The 21,340-nt window shown below is 36.7% G+C and carries 17 protein-coding genes and 1 tRNA gene; 5 read left to right on the forward strand and 13 right to left on the reverse strand.

The window, feature by feature from the left end:
- Nucleotides 1–19: 19 nt before the first annotated feature.
- Nucleotides 20–2,050 (forward strand): methyl-accepting chemotaxis protein, encoded by a 2,031-nt coding sequence (locus BN6559_RS09780; protein WP_110954537.1) that lies wholly within the window; start codon nucleotides 20–22, stop codon nucleotides 2,048–2,050.
- A 64-nt stretch (nucleotides 2,051–2,114) separates the two neighbouring features.
- Here the strand turns inward: BN6559_RS09780 and ppk1 are convergent, their stop codons facing one another.
- From ppk1 to gyrA, 3 genes are all read right to left on the reverse strand, one after another.
- The gene (gene ppk1 / locus BN6559_RS09785) at nucleotides 2,115–4,214 is read right to left on the reverse strand and encodes a polyphosphate kinase 1 (RefSeq protein ID WP_110954538.1); all 2,100 of its coding nucleotides are present in this window, start codon (nucleotides 4,212–4,214) and stop codon (nucleotides 2,115–2,117) included.
- Between the two features lie 48 nt (nucleotides 4,215–4,262).
- Nucleotides 4,263–5,258, reverse strand: coding sequence for a Ppx/GppA phosphatase family protein (locus BN6559_RS09790; RefSeq protein ID WP_110954539.1), 996 nt, complete (start codon nucleotides 5,256–5,258; stop codon nucleotides 4,263–4,265).
- A 228-nt stretch (nucleotides 5,259–5,486) separates the two neighbouring features.
- Nucleotides 5,487–7,922, reverse strand: a complete 2,436-nt coding sequence (gene gyrA / locus BN6559_RS09795; RefSeq protein ID WP_110954540.1) for a DNA gyrase subunit A — start codon at nucleotides 7,920–7,922, stop codon at nucleotides 5,487–5,489.
- Nucleotides 7,923–8,182: 260 nt separating this feature from the next.
- Between gyrA and ytaF the strand changes: the two genes are divergently transcribed.
- Complete coding sequence (ytaF, locus tag BN6559_RS09800; RefSeq protein WP_110954541.1) at nucleotides 8,183–8,818, forward strand: sporulation membrane protein YtaF; 636 nt, start codon at nucleotides 8,183–8,185, stop codon at nucleotides 8,816–8,818.
- Between the two features lie 52 nt (nucleotides 8,819–8,870).
- Here ytaF and BN6559_RS09805 read toward each other — a convergent pair whose 3' ends face one another.
- The 3 genes from BN6559_RS09805 to BN6559_RS09815 form a co-directional block, all read right to left on the reverse strand.
- Complete coding sequence (locus tag BN6559_RS09805) at nucleotides 8,871–9,782, reverse strand: Ppx/GppA phosphatase family protein (protein WP_110954542.1); 912 nt, start codon at nucleotides 9,780–9,782, stop codon at nucleotides 8,871–8,873.
- Nucleotides 9,783–10,402: 620 nt separating this feature from the next.
- Entirely contained in the window at nucleotides 10,403–10,834 is a 432-nt protein-coding gene (locus BN6559_RS09810) for a peptidylprolyl isomerase (RefSeq protein WP_110954543.1), read from the reverse strand.
- A 78-nt stretch (nucleotides 10,835–10,912) separates the two neighbouring features.
- Complete coding sequence (locus BN6559_RS09815) at nucleotides 10,913–11,677, reverse strand: sulfite exporter TauE/SafE family protein (protein WP_110954544.1); 765 nt, start codon at nucleotides 11,675–11,677, stop codon at nucleotides 10,913–10,915.
- A gap of 203 nt (nucleotides 11,678–11,880) precedes the next feature.
- Here BN6559_RS09815 and BN6559_RS09820 point away from each other — a divergent pair, with 203 nt between their 5' ends.
- A complete protein-coding gene (locus tag BN6559_RS09820; protein ID WP_110954545.1) occupies nucleotides 11,881–12,720 on the forward strand; it encodes a TIGR00266 family protein in 840 nt (279 codons plus the stop codon).
- A gap of 108 nt (nucleotides 12,721–12,828) precedes the next feature.
- On the opposite strand, the gene BN6559_RS09825 is transcribed toward BN6559_RS09820, so the two are convergent.
- The 4 genes from BN6559_RS09825 to bioD form a co-directional block, all read right to left on the reverse strand.
- Complete coding sequence (locus BN6559_RS09825; RefSeq protein ID WP_110954546.1) at nucleotides 12,829–13,920, reverse strand: glycoside hydrolase family 88/105 protein; 1,092 nt, start codon at nucleotides 13,918–13,920, stop codon at nucleotides 12,829–12,831.
- 107 nt (nucleotides 13,921–14,027) lie between these two features.
- Nucleotides 14,028–15,380, reverse strand: coding sequence for a glycoside hydrolase family 28 protein (locus BN6559_RS09830; RefSeq protein WP_110954547.1), 1,353 nt, complete (start codon nucleotides 15,378–15,380; stop codon nucleotides 14,028–14,030).
- Between the two features lie 223 nt (nucleotides 15,381–15,603).
- The gene (bioA, locus tag BN6559_RS09835; protein WP_110954548.1) at nucleotides 15,604–16,980 is read right to left on the reverse strand and encodes an adenosylmethionine--8-amino-7-oxononanoate transaminase; all 1,377 of its coding nucleotides are present in this window, start codon (nucleotides 16,978–16,980) and stop codon (nucleotides 15,604–15,606) included.
- The gene (bioD, locus tag BN6559_RS09840) at nucleotides 16,967–17,713 is read right to left on the reverse strand and encodes a dethiobiotin synthase (protein WP_110954549.1); all 747 of its coding nucleotides are present in this window, start codon (nucleotides 17,711–17,713) and stop codon (nucleotides 16,967–16,969) included. The genes bioA and bioD overlap by 14 nt, the downstream gene beginning before the upstream one ends.
- A 621-nt stretch (nucleotides 17,714–18,334) precedes the next feature.
- On the opposite strand from bioD, the gene BN6559_RS09845 reads away from it, so the two are divergent.
- Nucleotides 18,335–18,411, forward strand: a tRNA-Pro gene (locus tag BN6559_RS09845).
- Between the two features lie 281 nt (nucleotides 18,412–18,692).
- On the opposite strand, the gene BN6559_RS09850 is transcribed toward BN6559_RS09845, so the two are convergent.
- Complete coding sequence (locus BN6559_RS09850) at nucleotides 18,693–18,938, reverse strand: hypothetical protein (RefSeq protein ID WP_110954550.1); 246 nt, start codon at nucleotides 18,936–18,938, stop codon at nucleotides 18,693–18,695.
- 256 nt (nucleotides 18,939–19,194) lie between these two features.
- On the opposite strand from BN6559_RS09850, the gene BN6559_RS09855 reads away from it, so the two are divergent.
- Nucleotides 19,195–19,740, forward strand: a complete 546-nt coding sequence (locus BN6559_RS09855) for a guanylate kinase (protein ID WP_110954551.1) — start codon at nucleotides 19,195–19,197, stop codon at nucleotides 19,738–19,740.
- A 41-nt stretch (nucleotides 19,741–19,781) separates the two neighbouring features.
- Here the strand turns inward: BN6559_RS09855 and htpX are convergent, their stop codons facing one another.
- Both htpX and BN6559_RS09865 read right to left on the reverse strand, forming a co-directional pair.
- On the reverse strand, nucleotides 19,782–20,639 hold the full coding sequence (gene htpX / locus BN6559_RS09860) for a zinc metalloprotease HtpX (RefSeq protein ID WP_110954552.1): 858 nt from the start codon (nucleotides 20,637–20,639) through the stop codon (nucleotides 19,782–19,784).
- A gap of 25 nt (nucleotides 20,640–20,664) precedes the next feature.
- Complete coding sequence (locus tag BN6559_RS09865) at nucleotides 20,665–21,333, reverse strand: TerC family protein (RefSeq protein WP_199883908.1); 669 nt, start codon at nucleotides 21,331–21,333, stop codon at nucleotides 20,665–20,667.
- Nucleotides 21,334–21,340 lie beyond the last annotated feature (7 nt).

The raw sequence follows: 21,340 nt of genomic DNA on the forward strand, positions 1-21,340 counted from the left end.
CATAATACTGGAGGATATCATGCAATTTAAGAACATTCAAACCAAAATTCTTGTAAACTTACTTCCTTTATTCATTATAAGTTTCCTCGTTTTATCAGGTATCAGCTATTATATGGCGAAAAATTATTTAACGAATAGTGTAAATGAAACTGCGACAGCGATAGGGGACAAATTTTCTGCTCAAATTTATGCAGAAATGCATGAAAAAATGCTGCATTTAGAAGATATCGCAAATATCCCACAAATCCAAGGAGAAAACAAAGCAGATCAGCAAGCGATCCTAATTGCAGAAAAAAACCGACTTGCTGAATTTGATGCAATTTTTCTGATTTCATTAGATGGTTCTGGAATCAGTGGTGATGGCAAATCCTACAGTTACAGTGACCGAGATTATTTTACGATGGTGAAACAAACACAAAAATCTTTTATTTCTAAACCTCTAGTCTCAAAAAGCACAGGAAAATTATCGGTAATCCTCGCCACACCTGTTAGCGCGAATGGAAAAATGGTCGGTATCGTTGGTGGTACAATATCACTAGAAAAATTATCTACTATGCTGAAAGATTTAAAATTTAAGAATACAGGTTACGGCTATATTACAGATCAATCCGGTCTAATCATTGCGCACGACAAGACACCCGAAACGATCGGCAAATTAAATTTAACAGAAAAGAAAATCAATCCGGAAGTAAAATCTTCACAAACAGAGCTTGATGATCAACTGATTCGTTTATTTAAACAAGCTACTGATGATAACAAAGCTGTAAACGGCATTTACACTGCGCTCAACGGCGATAAGGTACTTTCCGTCTTCACGCCGATAAACCTAGATGGCAATGCGCGCTGGATGATGATCGTTACGGCGCCTGAGGCAGAAGTTATGGATGATATTGCAACACTCACTCAGTCGATGCTTTGGCTGTCATTGTTCTTCACAGCGATTGCTGTCATCTTTATCATCATCTTCAGTAAAAAATTAGCAAAACCGATCAAAGACTTAGAAACTGTCTCAAATCGTATTGCGACAGGTGATTTATCAAAAATTGAAGTAAATATCTCAACAAATGATGAAATTGGGCGTCTCGGCAAAAGTTTTGAACAAATGACCCAGAATTTACAAAACTTAATAAGAAAGATTCTAGTTGCTACCGAACAATTGGCTTCCTCATCAGAAGAACTAACTGCCAGTTCCGAGCAATCCGCACAAGCTGCAAATCACATTGCAACATCCATAACCGAGGTGGCAGAAGGTGCAAATCAACAATTAAGTACCACCAATGATACAACCTCCGTCATAGAGCAAATGTCAATCAGTATACAACAAATTGCCGATTATGCCAGTCAAGCCGCCGCCCAATCTACCCAAGCAACAGAGAAAGCAACAGATGGTGACCATGCCGTGGAAAAGGTAATCACACAAATGGATCAGATAAAAACAACCGTAGAAAAATCTGCACAAGTTGTCACAAAATTAGGCGAACGCTCCAAAGAAATCGGACAAATCATTGATGCCATTTCTAATATCGCCGGACAGACAAATCTGCTGGCACTAAATGCAGCAATTGAAGCTGCCAGAGCCGGTGAACAAGGCAGAGGCTTTGCCGTCGTAGCAGAAGAAGTGCGCAAATTAGCAGAACAATCCCAAGAAGCCGCACAAAAAATTGCTGCATTAATCGGTGAAATTCAAGAGGATACGGATAAAGCCGTAGTTGCGATGGATGACGGCACACGAGAAGTAAAAAATGGTGCTGATGTTGTAAATCTCGCGGGTATAGCATTTAAAGAGATCTCCAATTTAGTAACAAATATCTCTGAACAAGTACAAGATATTTCATCGGGAATGCAGCAAGTTGCTGCAAATAGTCAGCAGATTGTCCATTCCGTGAAAAAGATTGATACCTTCGGAAAAAAATCAGCAAGTGAGTCAGAAAATGTTTCTGCGGCCGCGGAAGAACAACTCGCTTCTATGGAAGAGATCGCATCATCTAGCCAGGCATTATCGAAACTCGCACAAGATTTACAAAATGCTGTTACTGGTTTTAGACTTTAATTTATGATTTCCGACCTATAAAAATAGATCACGACAGAGGATCAACCTCTAGCGTGATCTATTTTTAATTCTCTTTAACATGGTAACCTGCCTCTTGATCTGCCATTTCAGAAAAGGCTTGCATAAAATATGCCTGACTGTCAATTGGATTCTCATGCAGCAACCGTTTTGTATAATTTCCGTCATTTTGCAGCTGTCTTCCCTTGATATTATCTGCAAGCATAATTTTTATCGAAGCATAAATTTTTCTCTTAATTTCTGTATCTAGAATGGGACAAGCAATTTCTACCCGTTTTTCGGTATTACGTGTCATTAAGTCAGCAGAAGAGATATAGACTTTCATCTGTGATTCTGCACCGAAACAAAAAATTCTCGAATGTTCTAAAAATCTGCCTACAATACTAATAACTGTAACATTTTCAGTTTTTCCTTTCACATTGGGTACCAAACAGCAGATGCCACGAATGATCAAGGTGACTTTTACGCCTGCCTGCGCAGCAACTACCAATGCATCTATAATCTCGCGATCCGTAAGAGAATTCATTTTAAGGATAATTCCACTTCTTTTACCCGCTTTTGCTTTTAACTTTTCTTTTTTTATTAAAACTAAAATTTGCTGCTTTAAATTGATCGGTGCCACGAGAAGATTTTTATAAATCCCCTGCAGATTTGCAATGCACATGTTTTTAAAAAAGGCAACTGCATCTTTACCAATGTCCTGTTTTGCTGTAATCAAAGACAAATCCGTATAAATTGCTGCCGTCTGCGCATTATAATTGCCTGTACCAATTTGTGTAATATACTGCACCTTGCCTCGATCCAGTCTGGTAATCAGACATATCTTAGAATGAACTTTATATCCTTCAAAACCATAAATGATATTACAGCCAGCTTCACTTAAATTTTCCGCCCAATTGATGTTATTTTGTTCATCAAAACGCGCCCTAAGTTCCATTAAAACAGTAACTTCTTTGCCCAGCTCCGCTGCCATAATTAAATAGTTGATCAGCTTGGCCTTATTACTGCCCATACGATAAATGGTAATTTTGATTGATACAACTTTTTCGTCATATGCTGCCTCTTTGATCAATTTTGCAAACAAATCAAACTTCTGATAAGGATAGGTAAGTAAAAGATCTTTTTCTAATACATGTGCAAGCATCTGCTCATTTTTATCAACATCACAAACTGATACTGGCTGAAATTTTTCATATTGTATTTTTTGTTTTTGCTGATACTCAAACTTTTCTGCTAAAGAAAACACATACGATAATCGAATCGGTGTCTTGGTTTTATAAATTTGTTTCCGATCAATTTTCAGTCGTTTACTTAAATAATCTTCAATAAGCGAATCACCGCTTGTCTCCATTTCTAGTCGTACTGGATCAAGCCGCAAACGTTTTTTTAAGGTTCTTTTCACATGAAGAAGATAATCTTCTCCATCTTCTACGTCTTCATCATCTGGGTTAATATCCGCATTACGTGTGACACAAATTACGGATTTATCTATGATGGAATACATGTCAAAGACTTTATTCACATATGCTAATATAATTTCTTCTAACAGAATATAACGAATGGACTCACTCGGGAGAAAAATCATTTTAGGCAATGAACTAGGGACAGGAATCATTCCCAAACGCACTTTTTTCTTATGTTTGAGCAAAACTGCAATGTGCAGCACCTGATTCGCGAGATGTGGAAACGGATGCTGCAAATCAATAATCTGCGGCGATAATAAAGGTGCAATAAAATTTTCAAAGTACTTTTCCATATCTACGGCTTCCTGCACCGTCAAATCGCGTATCGTAACGCGATGCAGTCCTTCATAACATAATCTTTCCTCAATTAAGGAAAACACCGCATCCCGCTTCTTATACAATTTTTTCGCAACATGAAATATTTTTTCTAGCTGCTCCTCCGGCGTCATCAGGCTTTTATTTTCACGATTTTCCTTTTTAAGTAACGATAAATCAAATAAACTTCCTACTCGAATCATAAAAAATTCATTGAGATTGCTAGTGAAAATGGCAACAAATTTTAACCGTTCATATAAAGGGACTTGTTCATCATTTGCTTCTTCCAAAACCCGTTCATTAAATTTCAGCCAAGATAACTCGCGATTTTGTGTATAACTGATATCAAATGTCTTATTTATCCTCATGATATTTTACCTCTGCTGCCAATTGATTTTTCAACTTACTGATTGCATCTATTTTGCTGCTCTTACTTGTTTTGCACAAATCTTTTCATCTAAATTTACAGCTACATCCAGCAGTTCTTCGTCCTGATTTTTTTTCAAGACATTATGATATAAATATCCTTCACGAACACCAAAATTGCTGACAACAATCAGCTCACCCTTAAAATATTTAGTAATCGTGTGTAAAATAATCATTCCAGGCAAAATAGTTTCGATTCGATCAGGTACCGTCTTTAATAAAACATCTAAAGTTTCGCTGGAAATAAAATCATCGTCCTCATCATTTTCTAGTAATTTAATCATTTTTTTGACATTAGGCGCTTTGATTTCTTGATTTTCCGCCGGTAAATTAAAAAGGTAATTATTGATTTTGCTTGCAGCACGAATGGTACCACCAACACCGCAAATAATTGGCTGCGCTTTATACTCGATACCAATATAATCTTCAAGTTCTGCTAAAACTGCTTCTTTGATTGCTTTTCGTTCTGTCTTATCCGGCAGTAAGCTATCTACATATTGACCATATGCATTCAATGAACCAATCGGTATACTGATTGCATCAACAATTTCGGAATTCTGATAAATAACAAGTTCTGTACTTGCACCACCAATATCCACAAGCAAACCATCTTCTGCATCCATTACATGCGTAGCACCAATAAAGTCAAGTGTCGCTTCTTCACTGCCGGAAAGCACAACAATCGGAAGCCCTGTCCTTTCTACGATCTCGGCCACGGCTTCCGTACTATTTGAAACATTCCGCAATGCAGCTGTTGCAAATGCAGATACATTTTCAATATGAAAATTTTCTAAAAGAAATTTAAAATCCATTAATGCTGCACAAGCTTTATTAATTCCGTCTGGCGTCATCTTACCTTTTTTCATATGAGCCGCCAGACCTGCAATATGCTTTTTATTTAACAATACCGTTAATTTTTCATCTTCAATTTTATAAATTGCGAGTCGGATCGTATTCGAACCAATATCAATAATTGCATGTACCATGCTTTTTCTCACTCCATCTGTTTGAATATTTTTTGCAAAAAATTTATTATATTTTCTTTTTCTATGCAAAAATATGCAGTATCTACAATTTATCATAGTTCATTTTCGATAAACGCGTGTTAAAATATGATGAAATTCTTGTTAAGATTCTGTTAATTCCGTAAAAAAAAAGAAACCAGCATTACGCTGATTTCTTTTTTAATTCATTTTTTATCTCTAGCCAAAAGATCAATCACTATCGGCTTTTCTCTCAACCGCAGCAAGCGATGCGACTTTGTCATTCGCAGCTGTTTTCATGAGGGTCACGCCCTGTGTGTTACGACTAATTACCGAAATTGCATCGATATCAATCCGAATCACGATGCCCTCCGTAGAAATCAAGATCAGTTCTTGTCCAGGTTTTACAACCTTAATGCCAACAACTCTGCCTGTTTTCTCCGTTACTTTCATGTTGATGATACCTTTACCACCACGCGATTGTGCACGATATTCAGACGTTGAGGTACGTTTACCAAACCCTTCTTCTGTGACACTTAATACCTCAGCATCACGTTTCAGTGTATCCATACCAACGACTAAATCATCTTCCTTCAACCGAATACCGCGAACTCCATGTGCAGTTCTGCCCATAGAACGAACATCAGTTTCTGGGAAAGTAATTGCCATACCACCTTGTGTACCAATGATAATGTGCTGTTCACCGTTGGTCAATTTTACACCAATTAAATCATCATCATCATCTAAAGATATCGCAATTAAGCCGCCCTTACGTGCTGTATCAAAGTCCATAAGTTCTGTCTTTTTAACGATCCCTTTTTGCGTCGCCATAAATAAAAATTTATCACTTGCAAATTCCTTAATCGGAATGACTGCGGTAATTTTTTCTTTGGCTTCAAGCGGCAGCAAATTCACAATTGCTGTCCCCTTTGCCGTACGGCTTGCCTCAGCAATTTCATACCCTTTCAACCGATATACGCGGCCTCGGCTCGTAAAGAACATAATATTATGATGCGTTGTCGTTACAAATAAATGTTCAACAAAATCTTCCTCTTTTGTTCCCATACCGGCAACACCACGACCACCGCGTTTTTGATTGCGATATGTATCCACTGGCAAACGTTTTATATAATTACCGTGTGTCAATGTAATCACGATATCTTCTTCGGCAATCAAATCTTCCATATCGAGTTTAGATACATCTGTTGTAATTACAGTACGTCTGCCATCACCAAATTTACGTTTTACTTCCGTAAGTTCATCTTTGATGATATTGAGTACTTTTTGTTCATCAGCCAATACAGATTCCAACCATTCAATCGTCTTTAATATTTCTTGATATTCATCTTCAATTTTTTCACGTTCTAAGCCTGTTAAACGCTGCAAACGTAAATCCAAAATTGCCTGTGCCTGCTTCTCAGATAGATCAAAACCATCCATTAAAGCATTGCGAGCAATATCAGCTGTTTGTGATTGACGAATCGTCGTAATCACTGCATCAATATGATCTAAAGCAATTTTTAAGCCTTCTAAAATATGTGCTCTTGCTTTCGCTTTTGCAAGTTCGTATTTCGTACGTCTCGTAATAATATCTTTTTGATGCTCTAAGTAATAGAACAGAACTTCGCGTAAATTTAACACACGCGGTCTGCCATCAACAAGAGCCAATATGATGATACCAAAACTCTCTTGCATCTGTGTATGTTTATAGAGCTGATTTAAAACAATATCCGGATTGGTGTCACGACGCAATTCGATCACGACGCGCATCCCTTTACGGTCACTCTCATCGCGAAGATCCGTAATGCCGTCAATTGATTTATCGCGCACCAATTCCGCAATTTTTTCTACCAAGCGTGCTTTATTCACTTGATAAGGAAGTTCTGTTACGATAATTCTCGGTTTACCATTAGACATCGTTTCAATACGCGCTTGCGCCCGCATTTTTACAACACCGCGTCCAGTCGTATAAGCCGAATGAATCCCTTCTCGTCCTAAGATTAAACCACCTGTCGGGAAATCAGGCCCCTTAATCGCCAGCATCAATTCTGGAATTGTTACTTCAGAGTTATCAATTAACATCAATACCCCATCAATGACTTCACCTAAATTATGCGGCGGAATATTCGTCGCCATACCAACAGCAATACCAGAAGACCCATTCACCAATAAATTCGGTAATTTAGCAGGTAGTACAGACGGTTCTTTTAAAGATTCATCATAGTTTGGTACGAAATTAACTGTATCTTTTTCAATATCCTGTAACATCGCTTCGGCAACACGTGACATACGAACTTCCGTATAACGCATCGCTGCTGCTGAGTCACCATCAATTGAACCAAAGTTTCCATGACCATCTACTAATAAATAACGTGTTGAAAAATTCTGTGCCATCCGCACGGTAGCCTCATAAACAGAGCTATCACCATGTGGATGATACTTACCTAGTACTTCCCCGACAATACGTGCCGATTTTTTATACGCTTTATTTGGCGACATCCCAGCTTCGTGCATAGCATATAAAATACGTCTATGTACCGGCTTCAAACCATCACGAACATCTGGCAAAGCACGCATTACGATAACGCTCATCGCGTAATCGATATAAGAATTTTTCATTTCATCTTCAATGCGTACAGGCAAAACTTTACCTAAACCAAAATCCACAATCTCACCTCAAATAATATTATTTCTTTGCTCTTATGTATAAATTTTAAATGCAAATTAAATCCTTGCAGCCGTTGAATCTACTGCCATATACTAACTTCTAATTATAGCACAGAAAGAGATTTATGTAAAAATTTTAGTAAAGTTACTATTTTATTCACAATTTCTCTATTGTATTCTTACCTAAATACTAAAATGGTAACCGATCTGCCTGTTAAACCATATACTAAAGCAAACAAAGATGCGCAGGAGGTCATTACATGGATCTATCTTATGTGATTTTACTTGGGATAGCAGTAAGTATTGACGGATTTTTTGCCGGTATTGCTTATGGCTTAAAAAATATCAAAGTGTCTTTTACAGCACTTTCAATCATCGGATTTGTAACATTAATTTGTACGGCACTCGCAATGCAAGGTTCTTCACTACTGCTCAATTTTGTCAGTCCTGTTATTGCAACATATTTTGGTGCTTTACTACTTATTATCATCGGATTATCAAACATTTTACGATTATACTTAACCAATCCTACAGAAAAACAAACGCGAGAGACCACTGCTAAACCTATGAAAATTACATTTGCATTAGGGCGGATCGTCATTAGCATCATGAAAAAACCAGAATGTGCCGATATAGATCACTCAAATCACATTAATAAATTTGAAGCATTTTTACTTGGCCTCGCACTTGGCATCGATAATATGGTCGCAACATTCGCTGCAGGTCTTACCCACCCCTTGCATTTTTCCACGCCATTGATTATGTGCATTATACAGAGCAGTATTGTTTGGAGTGGTATCTATCTATCGGCAAAAATTGTTTCTCCAAAATTCAAACAAAAACTTGCCTATGCACCTGGCTGTGTTTTAATCTTACTTGGACTCTTCCGTCTATAAAAAAACTTCCTTTCCTAAAATAAATTAGGAAAGGAAGTTTTTTATCCTCCACTTACTTATGGATAACTTTATGATATAAATATCCTTCACGCACGCCAGAATCACTTACAGTGATTCTTTTACTCTTAAATTTTTTTACTAATGTATCTATAATAATCAAGCCTGGGATAATCGTTTTAATTCGTTCTGGTACAACCTTTAGTAAAACTTCTAAAGAAGCATTAGAAATTGACTCCGAATCACACTCAAATCTGCGAATCATTGCGTCAATACAACTTGCATCAATCATACAATTTTCTTTCGGCAAATGAAATAATTCATTATTCAATTTGCCCGCCCCTTTAAAAGTCCCCCCAATTCCACAAACATCCTCATACACACCATCTTTTATATCAACTTCCTTTTCCAGTGCATAAAGAACATCTTCTCTGATAATTTCCGCTTCAGCTTCACTTGGCAGCAAACCTTTTACATGCTTGGTATGCATAGCCAACGAACCAATCTGCATACTGCTCATGTAAAGAATTGTATTGTCCTTGTAAACGACCAGTTCCGTACTTGCGCCCCCAATGTCAATCAGGATACCTTCTTTTATCTCCATTTTATACGTTGCACCGATAAAATCTAGTGTAGCTTCTTCATCTCCAGAAATTACAGTAATATCAATGCCCGTTTTAGCGATGATCTCTCCTACAGCTTCCTTGCTATTTTCAACATTACGTAATGCAGCGGTCGTAAATGCAACAACATTGGTAATATGAAAATGATGCAATAGTACTTTAAACTCTGTTAAAACCTCACATGCCTTCTGAATTCCCTCTGGCTGCATCCAATTGTTTTTGATATAAGCGGCAAGTCCTACCATATGTTTCTTTTTAAACAATAACTCCAATCGGCCATCTTCAACTTTATAAACTGCCAGCCGAATGGTATTTGAACCAATATCAATCATCCCCTGAATCATAGCTATAAACTCCCCATATTTTTCTTTCTTAACAAGGTTACACTTTTATTATAATGATTTTCTCCGCAATTATATCATGAAATGTTTTCAAAAATATATAAATATTTTCTATAAAAATAGGTGAATGTTATATTAAGATTTTATTTATAGCACTCTTAGCATATGTCTAAATACATAGATATGCTTTTGGCATCGCCCCAAAAGTATCAAAAGGTCTAGGCCATAAACCTCCAAAATACTTGAAAAATGAGCGGCTTACTAAAATCCTTAACTCGCTTCGCTCAAACAAACGGATTTTTTTACGTAAGCCACTCATTTTTCATCCTTCGGAACATATTTTTCCGGAAAAGGCCGGAGACGAAAAGAAAAATTGCCGCATTAAAATGCGATCTGAAAATAGCTTGTATTCACATAGTGAATACAAGCTATTTAAATACGTACCACTTATAAACTAGTACGAAGATAGGCTGCCGGTTGGTGAGAAGTGCTCATATGCTAGGCACAGCAAGGGGTTGTGAAGGAGTCGTACTGCCGTACGTCGACAAACAACCCCTTGCTGTAACGACGCAGATGTGTGCTTATCGCCGACCCGCTGCCTATCTGTCTTTAATTTATAAAAATTAATCCTCAACAACAGTAACATTCTGCATCAAATCACCTTGTTGAATCTTATCCATCACATCAAGACCTTCAACAACTTGACCAAATACAGTATGTACACCATCTAAATGAGGCTGTGCTTCAAGTACGAGGAAGAATTGACTGCCGCCTGTATCTTTACCACGATGTGCCATAGACAAAGCACCTTTATCATGGATATGTGGATTTCCTTCTGTTTCACATTTGATGGTATAACCAGGTCCGCCTGTTCCATTCCCTTTTGGACAACCACCTTGTGCTACGAATTCAGGAATCACTCGATGAAACTTTAAGCCGTTATAAAAACCTTCCTTGATTAACTTCTCAAAATTGGCAACCGTACCGGGCGCTTCTTTTTCAAATAATTCAATCACAATATTGCCATGTGCCATTTCAATAATCGCTTTTTTCATGCAAATAAAACCTCACTTTTATTATTCTTATGCTTTAGTATACCATAGCTTTCTTTTTGATATCAATTTTACCGTAAGCTATTTAAAAACATCCCATATTTGTTTTCCAATCAATATAACTGTCATGAAAATAAATAATGGTTTGACGTAACCTGCACCCTTTTTTAAGGCCATCCTTGTGCCCAATAAAGCACCGCAAATCATCGCAATCCCCATCGGAATCGCATAGTAATAATTCACAACGCCCAAACAGGCAAAAGCAATCGCGGCCGCAATATTGCTCGCAAAATTTAAAGCCCGTGCATTTGCCGCTGCTCCAACAAACTCAAAGCCAATACAAAGAAAACCAAATAACATAAACGATCCCGCACCCGGTCCGAAAAATCCATCATAAAATCCCATGCCCACTGCCACCAGCCCACTTAAAGCTAGTTTCTTGTTTGTCATGCCTGTATAAGTAGAAGTCTTTCCCCAATCCTTGCGAAATAAACTATAAATCGTAACCAAAATTAGCATCACAACAACCATAGGCTTCAAAAAATCAGACGGTATCAAACGTACAACATAAACACCGCAAGCCGACCCAAAAAAACCTAAAGGAAATAAATATTTCATCAGTGCAAAATCGACTTTACCCGAACGTATAAATGACAATACACTGCTAAGCGCTCCCATCGATGCACTCACCTTATTCGTACCTAACACTTGTACCATTGGCATCCCCGTCATCATCAAAGCCGGAAGCGAAATCAACCCGCCGCCGCCAACAACCGAATCAATAAAAGCTGCAATAAAGCCTGCTGCCATAACAAATAATAAGATTTCTAAACTAATATCATCCACGATTCTTCTCCTTACATCTATTACAATCATTCTAAATTACATTGTAACATACTTCCCCATTGTAAAAACTTCAAATAAAAAAGTTATCAAAATTTCTGCTGCATACTTGTACTGAAAATATTTATTTTATAATATAAAGGTAAATAACAAAAAATATAAACAAAATCTACAAAATAAATATAAGATGTACAGGAGGAAAGCGGATGAAAAATGCAGATATCATCGATTACAAAATTATTGGTAATGAAATGCAGTTTGTCGAAATCGAACTTGACCCTCAAGAAAGTGTAATTGCTGAAGTAGGCGGTATGATGTATAAAGACAGTGCCATTAAAATGAATACCATTTTTGGCGATGGTTCCGAAAGAGAAGGCGGTCTTTTTCAAAAGCTGCTCGGTGCTGGCAAGCGCGTTTTATCTGGCGAGAATCTATTTATTACAGTGTTTACACATCAAGGCCAAAATAGAGCAAAAATTGCGTTTGCTGCACCCTATCCAGGTAACATAATTCCTATGAATTTAGGCGAAATGGGCGGGACACTCATCTGTCAAAAAGATAGTTTTTTATGCGCTGCTAAAGGAGTCTCTGTCAGCATTTATTTACAAAAGAAAATCTTGACCGGATTGTTTGGCGGTGAAGGCTTTATTATGCAAAAACTCGAAGGAGATGGACTCGCCTTTGTTCATGCTGGCGGTACTGTCGTAGAAAAAATTCTACAAACAGGTGAAACGCTCCACGTAGATACCGGATGCGTTGTTGCATTTGAACCATCGATTCATTTTGAAATTGAACGCGCAGGCAATATCAAAACATCCATATTCGGCGGTGAAGGTTTTTTCATTGCCGCACTGAGAGGCCCGGGAAAAGTTTGGCTGCAATCCTTGCCATTTACTCGCCTTGCCGGAAGAATTCACGCAGCCCTTCCATCACACGGCGGTTCAGCTGATGAATCATCCTTTGCAGATACGGCAAAAACAGTGGTTACCGGGGGCGCCATTTTGGGCGGTATTACTTCTCTTTTTGGCAATGACGAAGAAAACTAAAAAACATGAAGAAAGAGAGAGTTCACATGTTTTCTGTGAACTCTCTCTTTCTTTATACATGACCTACATTTGTTTTTTGTTTTTATCTCAAATTTATTTTCACCGATATTACTCAGCCAATTCCTGCTCTACCGAAGCAAGAATAAATGGCCCTAGCCCTTTTGGTTCATTACAAACAATAGATTCACTCATATAATAAGCGAAAGTACCATCTCTTCTACTGTCTGAACCTCCTAGTCCAGCAACCGAACAAACTTTATTCAAATTTAGATAACCATCGCGCGTTTCTAATACAAATTCGTCTAACAAGCCTTGATATGCTAATCTGGCATTTTCTCGCAACGATTGAGGCAGATAGCCTTTCCTAATTCCCTTTAGTAAAGTATACACAATCATAGATGAAGCTGAAGATTCGAGATAATTTCCCCCTTTTCTTCCTGCATCTAAAATTTGATACCATACATGGCTTTGTTTATCCTGTACCTGTATCAAAGCTTCTACACAACGGTTCAAAATAACCAGCAGCTCTTTTCTATTTTTATGATCCTCCGGAAATACATCCAGTGTATCCGCCAATGCCGTGACAAACCAGCCCATACCCCGCGCCCAGAAATTTGGCGATAAACCAGTCTGCTTATCCGCCCAAAATTGTTCTTTAGACTCATCCCATGCGTGATATAATAAACCGGTTTTTTCATCCTTCAAATGTTTTTCTGCCAGAATAAATTGTTTAGCAATATCATCAAATGCATCTTCATCACCAAACGCTTTACTATAAACTGCGTAAAAAGCCGCTCCCATATACAACCCGTCCAACCAAACTTGATATGGATAGATCTTCTTATGCCAGAAGATTCCCTCACTCGTACGAGGATGTGTATCAATTTGTTTTCTGAGCTGCAAGAGTGCTTTTTTATATTTTTCCGCTTTAGTTTCTTGGTACAGAGTTAAAACAATTTTTCCATTATTTAAATGATCTAAATTATATTCATCGATCTTATATCCTTTAATCGTTCCATTTTCATCAATGAAATGATCCATAATTTCCACAATAAACTCTAAATACTTTTTATCTCCCGTCTGTTTCCAGACTCTTGCAATCCCGTCTAGAGTCAATCCATATTCATAACGCCATTTTTCTGTTAAATTTATTTTTTTCTCAATCACTGAGTCAGCCATCCATTTACCATATTGTCTCATGATCCATCTCTCCCTTTTCTTTTTAGCTTGATGCATTTGTCCAATAATTTTAAAACCAACGCATTTTGTTTTTCAAGGTAAAAATCTTCATACTGGTATTGATTGATTCAAACCAAATTTGATATTTCTCCATTGATTAACACATGATCGAATTTTAAATCCTTGACATTTTTCAAAAGGCAGGGTTGTCCAACATTATATAAGGAACAATTGATGAATTGAACATCGGTAATTGGTGTACGGTCATAAGCATTAAATAGGAATCCTGTTTTGCCGCCATGACTTTCCAACCCATCCACTAAAATATGACGCACAACTGGTGTAAACGCGCCCGCGTCACCTTCTTCATAATCCATATCTACAATCAAAATTTCTTCTCCAATGCTTTTGATTGTTGTATTGCAAAAATAAATATATTCAATGACGCCACCACGAACCGAATTTGTTTTAAAACGTAAAGCACGATCCAAATTGGGACTATCCATTACATTACCATCAGCATAAACATGATGGACACCACCCGATATCTCGCTGCCGATTGTAATACCGCCATGACCATCTTTCATCTCATTATTGCGAATTACAATATAAGAACAAGGAACTCCAATACGCCGTCCATCCGCGTTCCGCCCCGATTTAATCGCAATACAATCATCGCCATTATCAAAATAACATTTTTCAATCAAGACATACTTACACGATTCTGGATCAAAGCCATCCGTATTAGGTCCATGACCAATAATTTTTACATTTCTTACTGTTATATTCTCACTAAGAACAGGTGCAATTTGCCACATTGGTGAATTTTTTACCGTCACACCTTCAATTAAAATATTTTTACTTTGATAGAATTGAATGAAATTTGGACGAAGATAGTGCCCTTGCCCAAATTTTCGATCTTCTACACCAATCCCTTGTTCAGCCATAGAAAATAACGTATCGCGATCTTTTTGCTGATTTGGCTCTCCTTCTTTCCAGCCAAATTCTTTCTTCCCTTTCCAAGGCCACCAATGTGTATTATCTGCATTTCCATCCAATACACCCTCACCGGTAATCGCCAAATTGATTGCGTCCTTTGCATAAATCAATGGTGAATAATTATATAACTCTACACCTTCAAATCGTGTGAGTACCATAGGTAAATATTTTTCTGAATTTTGGCTAAATTTTAATGTTGCACCTTTCATTACATGTAAATTTACGTTGTTTTGAAAATGTATTGCCCCTGTCAAATATACGCCCTCTTTTAATACTAACCGTCCACCGCCGGCTTCATGAATTGCAGACATTGCTTTAGCAAAGGCCTCCGTACAATCGGTTATTCCATCACCTACAGCACCGTAATCTTCTGCGAAAAAATCACATTCTGGAAAAACAGGCACAACAATATGGCTTAAAACTTCCGGCAGCTCTTCCCATACTTGCTCAGCCCTAAGTGTTGAACATTGACTTTCTTTCATTTCATCACCCTCTTATCCAATTTTACAGTCTGAAAAAATGAACAAAACCTTTTGTATGCAGTTTTCTTTTACACCACCTCCACATTAAAAAATCTTAAACTCCACTCACTTAATTAAATTAATTAATAAAGTGAATACTTTTATAATTATCCATCCAAACAGGAAATTCCTTCCTGTTTGGATGTTTTTTTATCGACATAATTTTTCTACAATCTGCATGCCATTAAAAATGTGCACCTCCACCAATCGCAACAAACTTTCCTTGATTGGTAACTTCATCAATCGACGTATAAATAATCGCAAGCATTTCGTTTATCTCTTCTGCCGTTGAACACAGTGGCGGCATAAATACGATAACATCACCAACCGGTCGGATAAATAACCCATATTCCCGCGCCTTCATACAAACAACCGCACCCATGCTTTTTTCCCACGCATATGGAATTTTATCTTCCTTCTGTTCCATTAACTCAATGCCAACAATCATTCCACGCTGTCTTGCTTCGCCGACATGTTGCAACGCACCGATTCGTACCAGTGCATCCGCAATCATCTGAATTTTTTTCTGCAATTTTTCTATAACTCTCTCTTCTTTGAAGATCTGTAAACTGGCAATTCCCGCTGCACAAGCCAATTGGTTTGCTGTATAAGAATGTCCATGATAAAAAGTTTTTTTCTCTTGCATATCTCCTAAAAAAGCATCATAAATTTCATCTGTAGTTAAGGTCGCTGCCAGCGGCATATAACCTCCAGTAATTCCTTTTGAAATGCACATCAAATCAGGGCTTACATTTTCATTTGCACAAGCAAACATACGTCCCGTCCTGCCAAAACCTGTTGCAACTTCATCAGCAATCAACAATACATTATATTGTTGTGTGAGTTCTCGTACCTTCTTTAAATATCCTGCTGGAGCCATTAACATTCCAGCAGCGGCCTGTACCATTGGTTCAATAACAAAACCTGCAATTTCATGATGGTGCTCTTTTAATACCTTTTCCAATACATCAATACATTGCATATGACAATCGCAATTTTGCGTTATTTTACAATGATAACAAGATGGTGACGGAACATGATATGGTTCAAACAACAACGGCTGAAATACACGATGAAATAAATCTATTCCACCTACGCTCACAGTACCAATCGTATCCCCATGATAAGCCTGGCTTAATGCGATAAATTTTCTTTTTTCCGGTCTACCTTTATGCTGCCAATACTGAAATGCCATTTTAATTGCCACTTCGACCGCTGTTGAACCATCATCAGAATAAAAAACTTTGTTTAATCCCTCTGGTGATACCTCAACAAGCAACTCGGCAAATTCTGCTGCAGGCACATTTGCTAAACCAAGCGCTGTACTATGTGCTACCTTCCCCAATTGTGCAATAATCGCCTGATCAATTTTCGGATGCCGATGCCCATGAATATTTACCCAGAGTGAAGAGACACCATCATAATAGGTATTACCTTGATCATCTACTAATTCAATGCCTTTTGCTTCTGCGATGACAGTTTGATTATTTTCCAACCATCCCTTCATTTGTGTAAATGGATGCCAAATAAATTGCTTATCCTTTCGCTCAATACGGTTCATTCGCTTTCCCTCCAATAAACGCTAGAATCTTATTTATATCTATATATTTTTCTGCCAATTCCGCCAAACCATCTGTGCAATTTGCACGAACATCTAATTGGTTTTCTAATGGAAACCTCCCGATTACAGGCAGTCCTGTCATCTTTTCAATATAGTCAATATTACTTTCTTCTAATACGCCGGCACTTTCTGCTTGCCAACGATTTAAAATCACGCCATTCACTTTGACATTTTTTTGTTTTGCATAAGTGTAGGTAAGCACAGTATGATTAATCGCTCCTAACCTTGATTGGCTTACAATCACAGAAGGTAAGTCAAATGACTTCATCATATCTGATAATAAAAAATCTTTCCAAAGCGGTGCTGTAATACCACCGACACCTTCAATTAAAACAATTTCATATTTTTTCGCATATTTCTTTACATCCGCGATTATACGTTCTACATCAATTGTAATCCCAGATTCTGATGCGGCAACAGCAGGTGTTAAAGCTGGTTTTAAGCAAACAGCATTGACTTGACTACGAAAACTTTCTGCAATACCTGCTGCCTTCATTAAAAAACTCGCATCCTCTGAAATCAATTTTCCCCGTGCATTGACAACAGCACCAGAAGCTAACGGTTTAAACACCCCAACATGAATACCACGTGACTTCATTGCCGCAGCAATTGCTCCCGTAATGATCGTTTTCCCTACATCGGTATCGGTTCCCGTTACAAATAAACCTCGCATTTCTTCAACTCCTATACACTTAATGTTTTAATTTCTACGATCAATTCCAATTCTCACATACGCAATACTTTTAGATATCCCTACGAATGTGATAGAAAAGCAGCCTATTGTTAACTAATATTTTATTTTAACTTAACAATCAAACTATTAAGTTAACCTTCAATATTAATTAAGTTAACAATAAGTATTATATTCCAAATCAATAGATTGGTAAATACAATAAATCTATTTACGTATTCTATTCTAAATTAAATAACTGCAAATTTTAATTTAGAAATCAAATGAATTGGAAAACACATGAAAATCGTTGCTATACTGATACCTTCCTACATTTTACTTCTCTTTCAATTCCATTCAATATAAGGCATTCTCTCGGTTATTTATAGTTTAGCCTGCAGGTTTTAAACAACAATATATATTTTATCCTGAAGTATCAGAAAAGCATCTTGACAGCTGAATCAATTTACAATATAATACATTAGCAATGAGTATTTACAAATACTTTTTTGTTTATTTTTTCCACAAAAAACATTATGTCAATAGATATTATATCTATAATATCTATTGACAAACCCTCACCTCTTTTATATAATATATTTTGTTAACGCGATTATATGTTAACGGGGCATGGCTCAGTTTGGTAGAGCACCTGGCTTGGGACCAGGGGGTCGCAGGTTCGAATCCTGCTGCTCCGACCACAAAAAATATAAACATCTTCTAAAATTAGAAGATGTTTTTTTATGTATAAAATCATAAATAGTAAAGCAATTTTTTATCATCAACAATTTATTTAGGATTTTGATAAATCCTAAATAAAATATATTTTTTATGTCAACACTCTTGCAAAAAAATAAAAAAAGGTGTATCCTATTTTATGGGGAACTACTACAGTTATCTGTAGTAGATGGCAAAGGGTATAGAGGCGGCAGCAGCGAGAGTTTAACGGAAAAACTCTCGCTGTTGTTTTTTATATGATAGATTAAAGTAAAGGAACTCCTTCTATTACTTGATTTACTAATACATAATTCTCTAACAGCTGCCTCAGATCCGAAGAAATATTAATTCGATTCACATTGTTAACTACCTCTGAGTTAATAAAATCATCTAATCCGAGTGGTACATTAACAATCTGCTGATTGTTTGCAATACTAGCTAAATTTAAGATAACAAATACATCTAAAATATCCCGAACATCACTTGGTACTGCCAAATTGATCACCTTCATAACTTTATTTCCATGCTATGTAAAAAAAAAAAATTTGTGATTCTTATTTATAATTTTTTGACATTTATGTAATTATAACTTAAAATTATAATTATATAACTATTAATTTTATTTAAATAATTTATATCTATGAATTTAGTAAGAAATTAGTCCAGTTATTTCAATTTTGAACTGAAACTAGTTGCGAAAATAAAGGATTTATTATAAAGTTTATGTATTAGCTATTGATAAAATTACGAGCATTGGAGTATTTGCTATGAATAAGATATATGCCATAATTGGACCACACGCTGCTGGTAAAACTACAATCATTGCAAAATTAAAAATTCAAGGGATTCCATCAATTGTAAGTCATACAACAAGAAAACCTCGTTCAAATGAAAAAAATGGACGTGAATATTATTTTGTAAATAAAGAAGAATTTTTAAAACTCGATCTAGTTGAAAAAGTAACCTATCAAGGTGATTATTACGGAATCACAAAAAGTGAATTATTAACCAAAATGCAAGCAAGCAAGATTAATACTGTAATGGTAGAACAGAATGGTTATAAACAACTAAAAAAACTTTTAGGTGATCGTTTAGAATCTATTTATATTATGGTAGATTACGTAACCATGGTTGAACGAATGCTCAATCAGAACGAAGACAATGATCAAATAAAAAAGCAGCTTGAATACACAGAAACGAATGGTGAATTGGAGACTTGGAAAATTACCAATCATGTCGTTAAAAACACCGGCAATATAACCATTACAATTAATCAAATTCTAGCTCTGATGGGTTTATTAGCACGTAGATAAATGAAAATCCCGAATATCAAATTTTGATATTCGGGATTTTTTTAAGCCCTTTTCGCTTGTTCTTCTAATTTAGCTACACGCTTTGCAGTTTCTGGATGTGTACTAAACAAACTCATCATTGATTTTGTAGCACCACTTAATGGATTAATAATGAACATATGCGATGTAGCTGGTGTAGCCTGTTGCATAACCGCATGCTTTGCGTAATGTTCAATTTTCTGTAAAGCGCTCGCAAGTGCTAATGGGTTTCCACAAATCTTACCGCCTGATTCATCTGCCTCGTATTCACGAGATCTTGAAATTCCCATTTGAATCAAAGTCGCTGTAAGCGGAGCAATAATAATCGTAAACAATAAACCTGCAATACCGCCGTTATCATCTTCATCAGAACGACCGCTGCCAAAAATCGCAGCCCATTGTGCCATAGAACCAATCCATGAGATAACACCAGCAATAGAAGCAACAACGGTACTAATTAAAGTATCACGATTTTTAATATGCGCCAATTCGTGCGCAACAACACCTTGTAATTCCTCATACTGCAATGTACGCATAATTCCAGTTGTCACAGCAACAACACCATTTGCAGGATTACGACCTGTGGCAAATGCATTTGGTACATCCGTATCGATAATATATACCCGCGGCATTGGCAATCCCGCATTCGCTGCGAGACCTTTCACCATATTATATAAATCTGGTGCCTGTGTATCACTTACAGGACGCGCATCATACATTTTTAACACAATAGAATCACTATACCAATAGCTAAAGAAATTCATACCAAATGATATAATCAACATAATTGTTGCACCCGATTGGCCCCCAACTGCGCCCCCAACTGCAACCAACACACCTGTAAGCAAGGCTAACAGTATGGTTGTTTTAAACGTATTCATAAAAATCCTCCTCATAAAATACAAATTAATGATCTGTTTGATGATACGGTTTATTTTTTATATAACCAATCGTTAAAACTAGTATTACAAATAAACCTTCAATATAACCTGAAAAATGAATGAGATACTTTCCAATGGCTTGATCCATGACTACCAATTTTCCTGCTGTAAAAGCTAAAATTCCTGCGCCAACATAAACGATAGCAGAAAATTTACTCATCAATGTTAAGAACAACTGAGATCCCCATAAGACAAGCGGAATGCTTGCTAACAGACCACAAATAATCAGACTCCACTTTCCACTTCCAACCGTTTGAGCAACGCCAGCTAAGGATAAAATATTATCCAGACTCATAATTAAATCGGCAATCAAAATTGTTTTAATCGCAGCCATCAAAGTGACTGGTTTACGATCTAAACTTTCATCTTCACTATGATTGATCAATAGATTTATTGCAATATATAATAGTGTCAGACCACCTAAAAATTGCAAATAATCAATAGATAATAAACTTGTTGCAAACAAAGTCAAACAAACCCGAATAAAAACTGCACCAAAACATCCAATAAACATTGCCTTTTTACGCTGTTCCAGCGGTAAATTTTTGCAGGCAAGCGCGATTAAAATCGCATTATCACCACTTAATATCAGATCTAATAATAAAATACTCCCCAAAGCTATAAACCATTCCAAATTTCTG

The sequence above is a fragment of the Massilibacillus massiliensis genome, assembly GCF_900086705.1.
Lineage (GTDB): Bacteria > Bacillota > Negativicutes > FLKF01 > FLKF01 > Massilibacillus > Massilibacillus massiliensis.

Excerpts from the sequence above, each read along its gene's own strand:
- BN6559_RS09780 (WP_110954537.1), top strand. The coding sequence starts at position 20 with ATGCAATTTAAGAACATTCAAACCAAAATTCTTGTAAACTTACTTCCT.
- ppk1 (WP_110954538.1), bottom strand. The coding sequence starts at position 4,214 with ATGAGGATAAATAAGACATTTGATATCAGTTATACACAAAATCGCGAG.
- BN6559_RS09790 (WP_110954539.1), bottom strand. The coding sequence starts at position 5,258 with ATGGTACATGCAATTATTGATATTGGTTCGAATACGATCCGACTCGCA.
- ytaF (WP_110954541.1), top strand. The coding sequence starts at position 8,183 with ATGGATCTATCTTATGTGATTTTACTTGGGATAGCAGTAAGTATTGAC.
- BN6559_RS09805 (WP_110954542.1), bottom strand. The coding sequence starts at position 9,782 with ATGATTCAGGGGATGATTGATATTGGTTCAAATACCATTCGGCTGGCA.
- BN6559_RS09810 (WP_110954543.1), bottom strand. The coding sequence starts at position 10,834 with ATGAAAAAAGCGATTATTGAAATGGCACATGGCAATATTGTGATTGAA.
- BN6559_RS09820 (WP_110954545.1), top strand. The coding sequence starts at position 11,881 with ATGAAAAATGCAGATATCATCGATTACAAAATTATTGGTAATGAAATG.
- BN6559_RS09825 (WP_110954546.1), bottom strand. The coding sequence starts at position 13,920 with ATGAGACAATATGGTAAATGGATGGCTGACTCAGTGATTGAGAAAAAA.
- BN6559_RS09830 (WP_110954547.1), bottom strand. The coding sequence starts at position 15,380 with ATGAAAGAAAGTCAATGTTCAACACTTAGGGCTGAGCAAGTATGGGAA.
- bioA (WP_110954548.1), bottom strand. The coding sequence starts at position 16,980 with ATGAACCGTATTGAGCGAAAGGATAAGCAATTTATTTGGCATCCATTT.
- bioD (WP_110954549.1), bottom strand. The coding sequence starts at position 17,713 with ATGCGAGGTTTATTTGTAACGGGAACCGATACCGATGTAGGGAAAACG.
- BN6559_RS09850 (WP_110954550.1), bottom strand. The coding sequence starts at position 18,938 with ATGAAGGTGATCAATTTGGCAGTACCAAGTGATGTTCGGGATATTTTA.
- BN6559_RS09855 (WP_110954551.1), top strand. The coding sequence starts at position 19,195 with ATGAATAAGATATATGCCATAATTGGACCACACGCTGCTGGTAAAACT.
- htpX (WP_110954552.1), bottom strand. The coding sequence starts at position 20,639 with ATGAATACGTTTAAAACAACCATACTGTTAGCCTTGCTTACAGGTGTG.